The following is a 14,643-nucleotide window of genomic DNA, read 5'->3' on the forward strand; positions in this document are numbered from 1 at the left end:
CCCCCCCCCCGCCCCCCCCCGCCCCGGGCCCCGCCCCCGCGCCCCCGCCCCCGCGCCCCGGCCCGTGCACGGCGGAGCGGGCCCGTCGACGCACCCGGTACTGTCGGCCACGATGGACAAGACCCTGCTCGTGACCAACGACTTTCCGCCCCGCCCCGGCGGCATCCAGGCGTTTCTGCACAACATCGCGCTGCGCCTGGACCCGGACCGGATCGTCGTCTACGCCTCCACCTGGAAGCGCGGCCGGGAGGGCGCCGAGGCCACCGCCCGCTTCGACGCCGAGCAGCCGTACCCGGTCGTCCGGGACCGGACGACCATGCTGCTGCCCACCCCGCGCGTCACCCGCCGCGCGACCGCGCTGCTGCGCGAGCACGGCTGCACAGCGGTGTGGTTCGGCGCCGCCGCGCCGCTCGGGCTGATGGCCCCCGCGCTGCGCGCGGCCGGGGCGCGGCGGCTGGTGGCCACGACGCACGGCCACGAGGCCGCCTGGGCGCAGCTGCCCGCCTCACGGCGGCTGCTGCGGCGGATCGGCGGGGCCACGGACACCGTCACCTATCTCGGTGAGTACACCCGCTCCCGTATCGCCGCCGCGCTCGACCCCCGGGACGCCGCCCGCATGGTCCAACTCCCACCCGGCGTCGACGAGAAGACCTTCCACCCCGGCTCGGGCGGCGATGAGATCCGGGCCCGGCTGGGCCTGGCCGAGCGGCCCGTCGTGGTCTGCGTCTCCCGGCTGGTGCCGCGCAAGGGGCAGGACACGCTGATCCGGGCCATGCCGCGGATCCTCCGGCGGGTGCCGGACGCGGTGCTGCTGATCGTCGGCGGCGGGCCGTACGCGAAGGATCTGCGCCGCCTCGCGGAGACCACGGGTGTGGCCGGGTCGGTGCGGTTCACCGGCCCCGTCCCCTGGGAGGAGCTGCCCGCCCACTACGGCGCGGGCGACGTCTTCGCCATGCCCTGCCGCACCCGCCGCGGCGGGCTGGACGTCGAGGGCCTCGGCATCGTCTATCTGGAGGCGTCCGCGACCGGGCTGCCGGTCGTCGCCGGGGACTCGGGCGGGGCGCCGGACGCGGTGCTGGACGGCGAGACCGGATGGGTCGTACGGGGCGACTCCGCCGAGCAGAGCGCCGAGCGCGTCGTGACCCTGCTGGAGGACGCGGAGCTGCGCCGCCGCATGGGCGAGCGGGGCCGCGCCTGGGTGGAGGAGCGCTGGCGCTGGGATCTGCTGGCCGACCGCCTGAAGTCGCTGCTGTGACGGCCCAGGGGGTGTCCGGCGGGTCATGACGCCTGCGGCGGGCCACGCGGCGGAGCCGCATATCGATGCCTTCCCCTCCCCGCCCCTTCCCTCAACTGAGGCTCCGCCCCAGACCCCGGGGTCCAGGGGGCGAGGCCCCTGCCATGCGGCTCCGCCGCGCGGTCCGCAGGACACCCCGTAAGGCCCGGGGGCGCGCCCCCGGGCCCGATGGTCTGGCGGCCGTCAGCCTCGGCAGATGGCGGTCTGGCGGCCGTCAGCCTCGGTAGATGGCCTCGATCTCCGAGGCGAAGTCCTTCGCCACCACGTTCCGCTTCAGCTTCAGCGAGGGCGTCACATGCCCGGAGTCCTCGGTGAACTGCGTCGCCAGGACCCGGAACTTCCGGATCGACTCCGCCTTGGACACCGCCGCGTTGCCGTCGTCCACCGCCTGCTGGATCTCCGCCAGCAGGTCCGGGTCCTCCCGCAGTTCGGCCACCGTCACGCCCTCGGGCTTGCCGTGCTCGGCCGCCCAGCGCGGCAGGAACTCCTCGTCCACCGTGACCAGCGCGCCCACGAAGGGACGGCCGTCGCCGACGACCATGCACTCGGCCACCAGGGCGTGGGCCCGGATCCGGTCCTCTATCACCGCCGGGGCGACGTTCTTGCCGCCCGCGGTGATGATGATCTCCTTCTTCCGGCCGGTGATGGTGAGGTAGCCGTCCTCGTCGAGCGTGCCCACGTCCCCGGTGTGGAACCAGCCGTCCGACAGCGCCTCCGCCGTGGCCGGCTCGTTGTTCCAGTACTCGGTGAAGAGGTGCTCACCGTGCAGCAGCACCTCGCCGTCGTCGGCGATGCGCACCACCGTGCCCGGCATCGGCTGCCCGACCGAGCCGATCTTCTGCCGGTCCCAGGGGTTGAAGGTGGTCGCCGCGCAGGATTCCGTCAGGCCGTAGCCCTCCAGCACCGTGAAGCCGATGCCCCGGTAGAAGTGGCCCAGCCGCTCGCCGAGCGGCGCCCCGCCGGAGATGGCGTGGGTGGCCCGGCCGCCCAGCACGGCCCGCAGCTTGCTGTAGACCAGCCGGTCGAAGACCTTGTGCTTGAAGCGGAGCCCGAAGGACGGTCCGCCCGGGACGTCCAGCGCCTTGCTGTACTCGATGGCGGTGTCGGCCGCCTTGTCGAAGATCTTGCCCTTGCCCTCGGACTGGGCCTTCGCCCGCGCCGAGTTGTAGACCTTCTCGAAGACGCGCGGCACGCCCAGCACCAAGGTGGGCCGGAACGCGGCGAGTTCGTCGGTCAGGGACTTCACATCCGGCACATGGCCGAGCTTGATCGGCGCCAGCACCGCCGCGACCTCCACCAGCCGCCCGAAGACATGGGCCTCGGGGAGGAACAGCAGCACCGATGACTCACCGGTGTCGAAGATCGGCTTGAGCCGCGCCACCGCGTTGCCGCACTCGGCGAAGAAGCTGCGGTGGGAGAGCACACAGCCCTTGGGGCGGCCGGTGGTGCCCGAGGTGTAGACGATGGTGGCGGGGGAGTCGGCGTTGGCGATCGAGGAGCGCTCGTCCACCTTCTCCTCGGGCACGTGCTCGCCCAGCTTCCCCAGCGTCCCGATGGCGTCGCCCTCGATCCGCCAGACGTGCTTCAGGGCGGGCAGGGTGTCCCGTACGGCCTCGACGGCGGCCTCGTGGACGCCGGTCTCGACCAGCGCGGCCACCGCGCCCGAATCGCTGAGGATCCACTGGACCTGCTCTGGTGAACTCGTCTCGTACACCGGCACGGTGACCCCGCCCGCGCTCCAGATGGCGAAGTCGAGCAGCGTCCACTCGTAGCGGGTCCTGGACATCAGGCCGACCCGGTCGCCCGGCTCCACACCGGCCGCGATCAGGCCCTTGGCGGCGGCGCGTACCTCCGCCAGGAACACGGTCGCGGTCACGTCCTCCCATCGGTCGTCGACCTTGCGGCCGACCACGGCGACATCGGGATGCTGTGCGGCATTGCGGCGGATGAGATCCGTCAGATTGCCGTCGGCCGGAACCTCGTACAGGGCCGGAAGGCTGAACTCGCGCAAGACTGCTGCTCCTCGTGGGGCGCCGGCGCCGCTACAGGGCATGGGGGGTGGTGGACGGCCCGGACGTTACCCATCGGTACGCTTCCGGGATAGGGGTTCCTGCCCAGATGTTTGATGCGTCACACACCGCCTTCGTGCTGCCCGCAGACTAGTCGACGGGCGCCGCGCCCGCTAAGGAACCGCAGGTAGACGCGGGGCGGTGCAGGCGGAACACCTTACGGGCGCGGGCCCTTACGTCTTAGGGTGACACGCATGCGAGTCCACGTGGTGAGTGACGTGCATGGCAACAGTGAGGACCTCGAGAAGGCCGGCGACGGGGCGGACGCCCTGATCTGCCTCGGTGACCTCGTCCTCTTCCTCGACTACGCCGATCACTCACGTGGCATCTTCCCCGATCTCTTCGGGGTCGAGAACGCCGACCGGCTGGTCGAACTGCGCACCGCCCGCCGCTTCGAGGAGGCCCGGACGCTCGGCAACCGGCTGTGGGAGGGACTCGACCGCAACGCGGCCATAGAGGCGGCCATCCGCCGCCAGTACGCCGAACTCTTCGCCGCGTTCCCCACCCCGACGTACGCCACCTACGGAAATGTCGACATGCCGTCACTGTGGCCGGAGTACGCCCAGTCCGGCACCACCGTTCTGGACGGCGAGCGCGTCGAGATCGGCGGGCTGGTCTTCGGTTTCGTGGGCGGCGGGCTGCGCACGCCGATGCGCACCCCCTACGAGATCGACGACGAGGCCTACGCGGCGAAGATCGCGGCGCTCGGCGAGGTGGACGTGCTCTGCACCCACATCCCGCCGGAGGTGCCCGACCTCTGTTACGACACCGTCGCCCGCCGCTTCGAGCGCGGCAGTGCCGCCCTGCTGGAGGCGATCCACACCGTCCGTCCCAAGTACTCCCTCTTCGGCCATGTCCATCAGCCGCTCGTCCGCCGTATGCGGATCGGGGCCACCGAGTGCGTCAATGTCGGACACTTCGCCTCCTCCGGCACCCCCTGGGCCCTGGAGTGGTGACCGGCGCGCGGTAGCCTTCAGCCGCAGAGGACCCATGCGGCGGACCGGTACGGAGGAGCCACGGCGATGGCGGAACACACCAGCTCGAGCATCACGATCGAGGCGGCCCCGGCCGACGTGATGGAGGTGATCGCCGACTTCGACCGTTACCCGGAGTGGTCCGGTGAGGTGAAGGAGGCCGACATCCTCACCAAGGACACCCAGGGGCGCGCCGAGCAGGTTCGGATGCTGCTCGACGCCGGCGCGATCAAGGACGACTACACCCTCCAGTACAGCTGGACCGGGGACGACCAGGTCAACTGGTCCCTGGTCAAGTCCCAGATGCTGCGCACCCTTGACGGCTCCTACCGGCTGTCGGCCCGCGACGGCGGCAAGAGCACCGAGGTGACGTACCAGCTCACGGTCGACGTCAAGATCCCCATGCTGGGCATGATCAAGCGCAAGGCCGAGAAGGTCATCATCGACCGCGCGCTCGCCGGTCTGAAGAAGCGCGTCGAGGGCGCCTGACCCGCCCGGACCACCCCGGGCCCCGACGTGCCCGGGGTGATCCACGGCGCGGGGTACGCTCCGGCGGGTGCGGATCACCGGACCCGCGCCGCGCACACCGACGTAACCCCCTGCCGGAGGCTCTCTTCATGCGTACGGTCCTCGTCACCGGCACCGGCGGCGCGGGCCGCACCACCGTGGCCGCCGCGACCGCCCTCGCCGCCGCCCGTGAGGGGCAGCGGACCCTGCTGCTCACCGCCGACTCCGACGGCACCCCCGAGGCGCTGCTCGGCATCGGCACGCCGCGGTCCGTCCCCGGGCGCTCGGCGGACCGGCTGCCGTGGTCCGTACCCGTCGAGCCGGCGCCGGGGCTGTGGGCGGCGCGGGTCGTCACGGCCGAGTGGTTCCGCGGTGAGCTGACCGCCCTCCAGGACCGCGGCCACGGCCTGCTCGACCTGCTCGGCGCGACCCCGCTGGACGGCGAGGAGCTGACCGCCCTGCCCGGAGTGGAGGCCATCGCGCTGCTGCGCGCCCTGCGCGCCGCCCAGACCGCCCCGCCCGGCACCGGCTGGGACGTCCTCGTCGTCGACATGCCGCCGGCGCCGGACACCGTCGCGCTGCTCGCGCTGCCCGAGCAGCTGCGGCGCTATCTGCGCCGGCTGCTGCCCGCCGAGCGGCAGGCGGCCCGCGCGCTGCGGCCGATGCTCGCCCAGCTGGCGGGGGTGCCGATGCCCGCGCAGAAGCTGTACGAGACGGCCGAGCGCTGGGAGCGGGAACTGGCCGCCGTCCAGGGCGTGATCGAGTCCGAGGCCACGACGGTACGGCTGGTCGTGGAGCCCGGACCGCTCGCCGACCGGGCGCTGCGCACCGCCCGCGCCGGTCTGGCGCTGCACGGCTGCCGGGTGGAGGCGGTGATCGCCAACCGGCTGCTGCCCACCGGCACCTCCGACCCGTGGCTCGCCGCGCTGTCGGGCCAGCAGCAGGACGCGCTCAAGGAGCTGTACGAGCAGTGGGCCCCCGCCGTCCCGGTCCGTGAGCTGCCGCATCTGGGCCGCGATCCGCACGGCCTCGGCGACCCGCGGCCCGCCGAGCCGCACTCCGGTGAGCCGCACTCCGCCGAGCCGCACCCCGGTGACCCGCGCCCCGGTGACCCGCACCTCGGTGACCCGCACCCCGGCGACGGCGCCCGGCGCGCCCCGGCCGGGCTCGCCGGTCTCGCCGGGGCCGTCGGGGCGCCCGGGGCGCGGTCCGACCGGCCCGCCCCCGACCCCTGGACCGTCGAGGACCGGCTGGCCGAGGACGGGGTGCTGCTGTGGCGGCTGCCGCTGCCCGGCGCCGACCGCGACGGGCTCTCCCTGGTGCGCCGGGGCGATGAACTGATCGTCACCGTCGCGCCGTTCCACCGGGTGCTGCCGCTGCCGTCCGCGCTGCGCCGCTGCACCGTCTCCGGCGCCGGGCTGCGCGACGGATGGCTCCAGGTGCGCTTCACCCCCGACCCGGACCTGTGGCCGAAACGGCTCTGACGCCCGTGTCCACGACGGCCGGTCTCCGGCTCTGACCCCGCCCCCCTCCGTCCGGTAACGTCGGTCACAATCCCGGATGAACGTCACCGGGCAGCCAGCATCCCCGCCGCAGGAGTTCGCCATGAGCGATGCCACCGAGCGCCCCCCGGAGCCCCCGGTCACCGATGTGCCGGTCACCGAGATCGACCCCGACGCCTGGGAGCGGGCCTGTCAGGAGGACCTCGCCGCCGAGCGGGCCAGGCAGCGGGCCCGGCAGACCACAGAGGAGCCCGGAAGCGTGGCCGAGGAGTTCCTCAAATTGGCTGACGCGCTCGCCGAGAAGGTCGCCCAGGCGCCGATCGCCGGGACGGCTGTTCAGGGGGCCGTACAACAATTGATCGAACAGGCGAAGGCCAGCGTAGAACCGGTCATAGAGCGCAATCCAGAGGTTTTCGAACACCTCGCAAGCGCCGGATCCGAACTGCTTGCCGCTTATCGCGCCGCCGTGACCGGCCAGGAGCGACGCTGGACCCAGGGCGCCGAGGGCGACTCCAAGGGCAGCGGCGGAGAATCCGAGAGTTCGAGTAGTGAACACATCGACCTCGACTGAGCGCCACCTCCGGTACCGTTAGCCTCGGCGGGGTTCGACCAAATAACTGAGGGACTCATGGGACTCACCATCGGCGTCGACATCGGCGGCACGAAGATCGCGGCCGGCGTGGTCGACGAAGAGGGCTCGATTCTCGAGACGAGCCAGGTTTCGACCCCGCACACTCCCGAGGGAGTCGTCGACGCCATCGCGGACGCGGTGCGCATCGTCAGCGAGGGGCATGAGATCGAGGCCGTCGGCATCGGCGCGGCCGGGTATGTGGACGACAAGCGCGCCACGGTGCTCTTCGCGCCCAACATCAACTGGCGGCACGAGGCGCTCAAGGACAAGGTCGAGCAGCGCGTCGGCCTGCCCGTCGTGGTGGAGAACGACGCCAACGCCGCGGCCTGGGGCGAGTACCGCTTCGGCGCCGGGGTCGGCCATGACGACGTCGTCTGCATCACCCTCGGCACCGGCCTCGGCGGCGGCATCATCATCGGCGGCAAGCTGCACCGCGGCCGGTTCGGCGTCGCGGCCGAGTTCGGCCACATAAGGGTCGTCCCGGACGGACTGCTGTGCGGCTGCGGCAGCCAGGGCTGCTGGGAGCAGTACGCCTCCGGCCGCGCCCTGGTCCGCTACGCCAAGCAGCGCGCCGCCGCCACCCCGGAGAACGCCACGGTCCTGCTCGGCCTGGGCGACGGCACCTCCGAGGGCATCGAGGGCAAGCACATCAGCGACGCCGCCCGCCAGGGCGACCCCGTCGCCATCGACTCCTTCCGTGAGCTGGCCCGCTGGGCCGGGGCCGGGCTCGCCGACCTCGCCTCGCTCTTCGACCCCTCGGCGTTCATCGTCGGCGGCGGGGTCTCCGACGAGGGCGATCTCGTCCTGGAGCCGATCCGCAAGTCCTTCCGGCGCTGGCTGGTGGGCAATCAGTGGCGTCCGCACGCGCAGGTGCTCGCCGCCCAGCTCGGCGGCAAGGCCGGGCTCGTCGGCGCCGCCGACCTGGCCCGCCAGGGCTGAGACGCGAGGGGGGAACGTGCCGCTCGCGGACCTGCCCGGATCCACCACCGGCCCGGACGCGGCGGTGGTGCGGGTGCTCAGCTACAACATCCGCTCGATGCGGGACGACCGCGAGGCGCTGGCCCGGGTGATCCGGGCCTGTGCCCCCGATGTCGTCTGCGTCCAGGAGGCGCCGCGCTTCTTCCGCTGGCGCAAGGCCGCCGCCTGGCTGGCCCGGGAGACCGGTCTCGTCTACACCACGGGCGGGGCCACCGCCGCCGGCCCGATGATCCTCACCTCGCTGCGCGCCCATGTGGAGCGCGCCGAGGACACCCTGCTGCCGCGCGTCCCCGGGCTGCACCGGCGCGGTTTCGCCACCGCCGTGCTGCGCTTCGGCGGCGGCCTCCGTGACACCGGCCTCCGTGACACCGGCCACCGTGACACCGGCCTCCGTGACACCGGCCACCGTGACACCGGCCTCCGTGACACCGGCCACCGTGACACCGGCCTCCGTGACACCGGCCTTCGCGACACCGCCCGCCCGGAGAACGGCGACGGCGACGGCGTCCGGCTCGGCGTGGTCAGCTGCCATCTGAGCCTCGCCGAGGCCGAGCGCTACGAACAGGCCGGGATGCTGCTGGACCACCTGGCCGCGCTGGACGTCCCGTACGCCATCGCGGCCGGTGACATCAACGACCGGCCGGACGGCCGCGCCTTCCGCCGGATCGCGGGGAAACTGCGGGACGGCTGGGCCACCGAGCCCTGGGGGAGCGAGGCCACCTTCTCCGCCAAGGACCCGCGCCGGCGCATCGACGGGGTCTTCGCCTCGGAGGGCATCGAGATCATCGGCTGTGGGGTTCCGGCCGGGCTGCCGGGCGTCACCGACGCGGACCTTCGCGCGGCCACGGACCACCTTCCGGTGCTGGCCGCCCTCAGGCTGCCCCGGGTGTCCCCGGTCTGAGCGGGCGGGGATGAAGCCGGAGCCGGGGCGCGCCCGGCTCCGGAGCGCCCGCGGTCAGACGACGGCGTCGCGGTCAGACGACGGCGCCGCGCCCCGGGTCGTCGTCCTCTTCCTCGCCGTCGTCCTTCATCCGCAGCACCAGCGTGACGAAGCCGCCGAGGAAACCGCCGACGCCCAGCGTGGCGATCCACCAGACCATCTCCACCTGGAACAGCACCACTCCGAGCAGCAGCAGCGGCCCGCCCAGCACTCCGAGCCAGGCGAAGCGGGAGGTGGTGTCGGACTCGGGCAGCGGGGGCGGCTCGGGCGGGACGAAATGCCCCTCGTCGGTCTCGTCGAAGTCGTCCTCGGACGGCTCTTCGGGGTCCCAGTCGCGGGGGCCCACGCCCGGGGCGTAGACGATGAAGCCGCCCGGCTTCCCGGTCTTGTCGGGCTTGGTCAGCCCGCCCGTGGCCGCCTCGCCGTCACCGGACCCGTCGGCGTCGGCATCGGTGTCGCCGTCCGCCGCGGAACGGCGGTCCCGGTCCCGCTCCTCGTCGAGGTTCTCGGCGGCGGGCCAACGCTCGGCGCCGGGCGGGTCCTCCGGCTCCTCCCCGTACGCGGCGACGATCGCGGCGAAGGCGGCGTCGTCGTCCCGCCGTGCGTCCGCCTCGTTCTCATTCGAGTCGCGCTCAGCCACTGGCCGCCGCCCCCTCCCTTCCGCTGCCCTTCCCGAGGCCGGTCCGGGTGGTGTCTTCACCCATACCCGCCGTCAGCCGGGTGATGAACGTGTCCGTCTCCTCGAAGATGAACTCGGCGTCGTGGTCCAGCGTCGCCACGTGGTAGCTGTGCTCCAGCAGCCGCTCGGTGACGTCCCGCGAGGACACCTGACTCAGGATGCGCTCGGAGTCGGCAGGCGGCACCACATGGTCCTGGGGGCTGTGCATCACCAGCAGCGGCTGGGTCACCTGCGGCAGTTCGGCGTCGACCACCCGGTAGAAGCGGCGCATCGAGTGCACGGCGTGCAGCGGCATCCGGTCGTAGCCGGACTCCTGCGCGCCCGGCTTGGCGATGTCGCTCACGATGCCCTTCACCGACGGCACCAGATGACGCAGCACCGGAAGGGCCACGGCCAGCGGATCGTGGATGCGGTTGGCCGGATTCACGACGGCCACGCCGCTGATCGCCGCGCCGTGCTGGGCGGCCAGCCGCAGTGCGAGCGCCCCGCCCATCGACAGACCGCAGACGAACACCCGCTCGCAGGCCCGGGAGAGCCTGCCCAGCTCGCGGTCCACCTCCGCGTACCAGTCCTGCCAGCCGGTGACGGCGAGATCCTGCCAGCGCGTGCCATGGCCGGGAAGCAGCGGCAGTGAGACGGTCAGACCACGGGCCGCGAGATGGTCGGCCCAGGGCCGCACGGACTGCGGGGAGCCGGTGAATCCGTGACAGACGAGGACGCCGATCTCTCCGCCGTCGTGGCGGAACGGCTCGGCTCCGGGCAGGAGCGGCACCACGGATCTCCGTTCGCTGGGGAAGCGGGCTCGACGTCCTCAGCGTACGCGGCGCGCCGCATACGGGGTAGGCAGGTTAAGGTCTCCTCGTCGGATACAGGAGGTCCCGGTTGTTCTACAGCGCAATGAAGCTGTCGGTGGGTGGCGCGTTGAAGCTCACCTTCCGGCCCTGGGTGGAGGGGCTGGAGCACGTCCCCGCCGAGGGTCCGGCCATCCTCGCGAGCAACCACCTCTCCTTCTCCGACTCCTTCTTCCTGCCCGCGGTGCTCGACCGCAAGGTCACCTTCATCGCCAAGCAGGAGTACTTCACCACCCCCGGGGTCAAGGGACGGCTCACGGCGGCCTTCTTCAGGGGCGTCGGGCAGCTCCCGGTGGACCGCTCGGGCTCGCGCGGCGCCGGCGAGGCCGCGATCAAGGCGGGCATCGAGGTGATCAAGAGCGGTGAACTCTTCGGCATCTACCCCGAGGGCACCCGCTCGCCCGACGGACGGCTCTACCGGGGCAAGCCGGGCGGTCTGGCCCGGGTCGCGCTCGCGACCGGCGCCCCGGTGATCCCCGTGGCGATGATCGACACCGAGAAGATCCAGCCCCCCGGCAAGGTCATGCCGAAGGTGATGCGGCCCGGCATCCGGATCGGCAAGCCGCTGGACTTCAGCCGCTACCACGGCATGGACGGCGACCGCTTCATCCTGCGCTCGGTGACCGACGAGGTCATGTACGAGATCATGAAGCTCTCCGGCCAGGAGTACGTGGACGTCTACGCCACCGCCGCCAAGCGGCAGATCGCGGAGGCGGAGGCGGCCCGGAAGCAGGCCGAGAAGGAGAAGGCCGAGAAGGAGAAGGACAAACACAAGTCCGGCGCCTAGCCGCGCCGGCACCGGGGGGTGGGGGACGTTGACGGAGCGGTCCAGGGAGCGGTCCAGACGGGAGCGCGCCGGGGGCGAGCGCGTGGTGCGGATGTCCGTCGAGCAGCCGCTGTGGCAGGCGTTGACCGCCTACCGGGTGCTCACCCTGCTCTACGCGCTCGGCCTGTGCGTCTACTCCTTCGACGACTACGACCATCCGATCGGCGCCGTCGTCTACATGGCGGTGCTGACGCTGTGGACGGCCCTCACCTTCCGGATGGTCGCCTCGGCCGAGCGCTGCACCCGGCGGTTCCTCGTCGGCGACCTCGGCATCGCGGTGACCGGCATTCTGCTCACCCCGCTCGTGGACAGCCACGACCGGATCGCCGAGGGCACGCCCACGCTGCCTTCCATATGGACGATGGGCGCGGTCCTCGGCTTCGCCATCAAGGGCGGCTGGCGCTGGGGAGCCTCGGCCTCCACCGTGGTCTGCGCCGCCAATGTGATCGAGCGCGGCGGATTCGCCCAGGACACCGTCCACATGCTGTCGCTGGTGTGGGTGGCGAGCGTGGGCATCGGCTATGTGATCGAGGTGGCCCGCGCCAGTGAGCGCACCCTCGCCCGCGCGCTGCGCATCGAGGCGGCCACCCGGGAGCGGGAGCGGCTGGCCCGCGACATCCACGACAGCGTGCTCCAGGTGCTCGCCATGGTGCAGCGGCGCGGCGCCGCGATCGGCGGCGAGGCGGCCGAACTCGGCCGGATGGCGGGGGAGCAGGAGATCGCGCTGCGCACCCTGGTCTCCACCGGTCTGGTGGCCCGGCCGCGCACGGGGGAGGGGACGGAGGCCGCGGCCGACCGGGGCGCCCTGCCGGACGCGGCGGACCCGGACGCCGACGACCCGCCGGTCCCGCCCTGCCCGCCCGACCCCGAGCGCTCCGACGGCGGCCCCTGCGATCTGCGGGCCCTGCTGGCCCCGCACGCCGGCTCCCGGGTCACCTTCTCCGAGCCGGGCGCCCCGGTGCTCCTCCCGGCGGGCGTCGCCGGGGAGTTGGCCGCCGCCGTCGGCGCCTCGCTGGACAACGTACGGGTCCACGCCGGGGAGGACGCCCATGCCTGGATCCTGCTGGAGGACGAGCCGGGCGCGGTGATGGTGACCGTACGGGACGACGGCCCCGGCATTCCCGAGGGGCGGCTGGCGGACGCCGAGGCGGAGGGCCGCCTGGGGGTGGCCCTGTCGATCCGGGGACGGCTGCGCGACCTCGGCGGCACCGCCGAGTGGATCTCGGCGCCGGGGCAGGGCACCGAAGTGGAGTTGACGGTTCCGAAGGCGTCGGCGAAGAAGGCGAAGCAGAAGGGGGAAGCGGCACGATGACCGCTCAGCACGACGGCCGCCCGGTGACGGTGATGGTGGTCGACGACCATCCGATGTGGCGCGACGCGGTGGCCCGGGACCTGTCCGAGGCCGGGTTCGACGTGGTGGCCACGGCCGGGGACGGACCGCAGGCGGTCCGCCGGGCCAAGGCCGCGGGGCCCGACGTCCTGGTGCTCGACCTCAACCTGCCCGGGCTGCCCGGGGTCGAGGTGTGCAAGGAGGTGCTCGCCGACCGCCCCGAACTGCGGGTGCTGGTGCTCTCCGCGAGCGGTGAGCACGCGGACGTCCTGGAGGCGGTCAAGTCCGGGGCCACCGGCTATCTGCTGAAGTCGTCCAGCACCGAGGAACTGCTGGACGCGGTGCGCCGCACGGCGGCCGGCGAGCCGGTGTTCACCCCCGGCCTCGCGGGCCTGGTGCTCGGCGAGTACCGGCGGCTCGCGGGCGAGCCCGCCCCCACCGCCGCCGACCAGCCCGCCGCCCCGCAGCTCACCGAGCGTGAGACGGAGGTGCTGCGGCTGGTGGCCAAGGGGCTTTCGTACAAGCAGATCGCCGAGCGGCTGGTCATCTCGCACCGCACGGTGCAGAACCACGTCCAGAACACCCTCGGCAAGCTCCAGCTGCACAATCGCGTGGAGCTGGTCCGCTACGCCATCGAGCGCGGCCTGGACGACGCCTGACGTCGTCCGGCCGAGGCCGGTGACACAGCGGCACCCCCTCGTACGGGTGAAGTTCAAAACCAACTCCCTTGATCCGCACGGGAATCGTCCGACGCCCCATCCCGTGTGACCTGGATCACCGTTAGCGTGGCTCTCCGTACCGGGCCCAATCACGGGATTCCACGGGAGAAGGGAAGAAACGATGCGGGTCGGAGTGCTGACCGGCGGCGGTGACTGCCCCGGGCTCAACGCGGTCATCCGCGCCGTCGTACGCAAGGGCGTACAGGAATACGGCTATGACTTCATCGGCTTCCGGGACGGCTGGCGCGGCCCTCTCGAGAACGACACCGTTCCCCTCGACATCCGCGCGGTGCGCGGCATCCTGCCACGCGGCGGCACCATCCTCGGTTCCTCCCGCACCAACCCCCTCAAGAGCGAGGACGGTATCCGCCGGGTCAAGGAGAACCTGGCCAAGCAGGAGGTCGACGCGCTGATCGCGATCGGCGGCGAGGACACCCTCGGCGTCGCCGCCCGGCTCTCCGGCGACTACGGCCTCCGCTGTGTCGGGGTCCCCAAGACCATCGACAACGATCTGTCCGCCACCGACTACACCTTCGGCTTCGACACCGCCGTCAACATCGCCACCGAGGCCATCGACCGGCTCCACACCACCGCCGAATCGCATATGCGGGTGCTCGTCGTCGAGGTGATGGGCCGTCACGCCGGGTGGATCGCCCTGCACTCGGGGCTCGCCGGCGGCGCCAATGTCATCCTCCTCCCTGAACAGCGCTTCGACGTCGACCAGGTCTGCGCCTGGGTCGAATCCCGCTTCAAGATCCGCTACGCCCCGATCGTGGTCATCGCCGAGGGCGCGATGCCCAGGGACGGCGACGCCGTCCTCAAGGACGACACGCTGGACTCCTTCGGCCATGTCCGGCTCTCCGGGGTCGGCGAGTGGCTGGCCAAGGAGATCGAGAAGCGCACCGGTAAGGAGGCCCGCACCACCGTCCTCGGCCATGTCCAGCGCGGGGGCACGCCCAGCGCCTTCGACCGCTGGCTCGCCACCCGCTTCGGGCTGCACGCCATCGACGCGGTCCGGGACGAGGACTTCGGAAAGATGGTCGCGCTGCGCGGCACCGACATCATCCGGGTACCGCTTGCCGAGGCGACCGCACGGATCAAGACGGTCGATCCCTCGCTCTACGCCGAGGCCGAGGTCTTCTTCGGCTGAGGCCGTCTGGGTGCAGTACGGCGATGGGGCCGGGGCGGCACACCCCGGCCGCCCCACAGCACCCCCCCCCCCCCGGCCGGGGGGCCCCCCCCACCCGGGGGGGGGGTGGGCGGGGGGGGGGGGGGCGCGCCCCCGCCGGTGGTCCAGCGGGACACGGACCGTCCGGGCGGTGCCGCTATTGACGTCCAGCAGC

At 72.6% G+C, this 14,643-nt stretch carries 14 protein-coding genes; 11 read left to right on the plus strand and 3 right to left on the minus strand.

Features of this window, described 5'->3' with window-relative positions:
• The first annotated feature begins 112 nt into the window (after positions 1-112).
• Positions 113-1,255, plus strand: coding sequence for a glycosyltransferase family 4 protein (locus tag ACFXB5_RS47305; protein WP_385220562.1), 1,143 nt, complete (start codon positions 113-115; stop codon positions 1,253-1,255).
• A 253-nt stretch (positions 1,256-1,508) separates the two neighbouring features.
• On the opposite strand, the gene ACFXB5_RS47310 is transcribed toward ACFXB5_RS47305, so the two are convergent.
• Entirely contained in the window at positions 1,509-3,305 is a 1,797-nt protein-coding gene (locus tag ACFXB5_RS47310) for an AMP-dependent synthetase/ligase (RefSeq protein WP_385220565.1), read from the minus strand.
• A gap of 252 nt (positions 3,306-3,557) precedes the next feature.
• On the opposite strand from ACFXB5_RS47310, the gene ACFXB5_RS47315 reads away from it, so the two are divergent.
• The 6 genes from ACFXB5_RS47315 (at position 3,558) to ACFXB5_RS47340 (ending at position 8,856) form a co-directional block, all read left to right on the plus strand.
• Complete coding sequence (locus ACFXB5_RS47315) at positions 3,558-4,319, plus strand: metallophosphoesterase (RefSeq protein ID WP_385220568.1); 762 nt, start codon at positions 3,558-3,560, stop codon at positions 4,317-4,319.
• Between the two features lie 66 nt (positions 4,320-4,385).
• Positions 4,386-4,826, plus strand: coding sequence for an SRPBCC family protein (locus ACFXB5_RS47320; protein WP_385220570.1), 441 nt, complete (start codon positions 4,386-4,388; stop codon positions 4,824-4,826).
• Positions 4,827-4,954: 128 nt separating this feature from the next.
• Positions 4,955-6,328, plus strand: a complete 1,374-nt coding sequence (locus ACFXB5_RS47325) for an ArsA-related P-loop ATPase (RefSeq protein WP_385220573.1) — start codon at positions 4,955-4,957, stop codon at positions 6,326-6,328.
• 121 nt (positions 6,329-6,449) lie between these two features.
• Positions 6,450-6,917: a DUF5304 family protein gene (locus ACFXB5_RS47330; RefSeq protein ID WP_385220576.1), complete on the plus strand. Its 468-nt coding sequence runs from the start codon at positions 6,450-6,452 to the stop codon at positions 6,915-6,917.
• A gap of 57 nt (positions 6,918-6,974) precedes the next feature.
• On the plus strand, positions 6,975-7,916 hold the full coding sequence (locus ACFXB5_RS47335) for an ROK family glucokinase (protein WP_020872028.1): 942 nt from the start codon (positions 6,975-6,977) through the stop codon (positions 7,914-7,916).
• Positions 7,917-7,932: 16 nt separating this feature from the next.
• The gene (locus ACFXB5_RS47340) at positions 7,933-8,856 is read left to right on the plus strand and encodes an endonuclease/exonuclease/phosphatase family protein (RefSeq protein WP_385220579.1); all 924 of its coding nucleotides are present in this window, start codon (positions 7,933-7,935) and stop codon (positions 8,854-8,856) included.
• 73 nt (positions 8,857-8,929) lie between these two features.
• Here the strand turns inward: ACFXB5_RS47340 and ACFXB5_RS47345 are convergent, their stop codons facing one another.
• Both ACFXB5_RS47345 and ACFXB5_RS47350 read right to left on the minus strand, forming a co-directional pair.
• Positions 8,930-9,535, minus strand: coding sequence for a hypothetical protein (locus ACFXB5_RS47345; RefSeq protein ID WP_385220582.1), 606 nt, complete (start codon positions 9,533-9,535; stop codon positions 8,930-8,932).
• Positions 9,528-10,346, minus strand: coding sequence for an alpha/beta hydrolase (locus ACFXB5_RS47350; protein ID WP_385220585.1), 819 nt, complete (start codon positions 10,344-10,346; stop codon positions 9,528-9,530). The genes ACFXB5_RS47345 and ACFXB5_RS47350 overlap by 8 nt, the downstream gene beginning before the upstream one ends.
• 125 nt (positions 10,347-10,471) lie before the next feature.
• On the opposite strand from ACFXB5_RS47350, the gene ACFXB5_RS47355 reads away from it, so the two are divergent.
• From ACFXB5_RS47355 to ACFXB5_RS47370, 4 genes are all read left to right on the plus strand, one after another.
• The gene (locus tag ACFXB5_RS47355; RefSeq protein WP_201856971.1) at positions 10,472-11,212 is read left to right on the plus strand and encodes a 1-acyl-sn-glycerol-3-phosphate acyltransferase; all 741 of its coding nucleotides are present in this window, start codon (positions 10,472-10,474) and stop codon (positions 11,210-11,212) included.
• Positions 11,213-11,303: 91 nt separating this feature from the next.
• Positions 11,304-12,563: a MacS family sensor histidine kinase gene (gene macS / locus ACFXB5_RS47360; RefSeq protein WP_385220593.1), complete on the plus strand. Its 1,260-nt coding sequence runs from the start codon at positions 11,304-11,306 to the stop codon at positions 12,561-12,563.
• Entirely contained in the window at positions 12,560-13,240 is a 681-nt protein-coding gene (locus ACFXB5_RS47365; protein WP_385220588.1) for a response regulator, read from the plus strand. The genes macS and ACFXB5_RS47365 overlap by 4 nt, the downstream gene beginning before the upstream one ends.
• Before the next feature lie 181 nt (positions 13,241-13,421).
• Positions 13,422-14,450, plus strand: a complete 1,029-nt coding sequence (locus ACFXB5_RS47370) for a 6-phosphofructokinase (RefSeq protein WP_385220590.1) — start codon at positions 13,422-13,424, stop codon at positions 14,448-14,450.
• Positions 14,451-14,643 lie beyond the last annotated feature (193 nt).

The sequence above is a fragment of the Streptomyces sp. NPDC059455 genome (genome assembly GCF_042750115.1).
GTDB classification, from domain to species: domain Bacteria; phylum Actinomycetota; class Actinomycetes; order Streptomycetales; family Streptomycetaceae; genus Streptomyces; species Streptomyces endocoffeicus.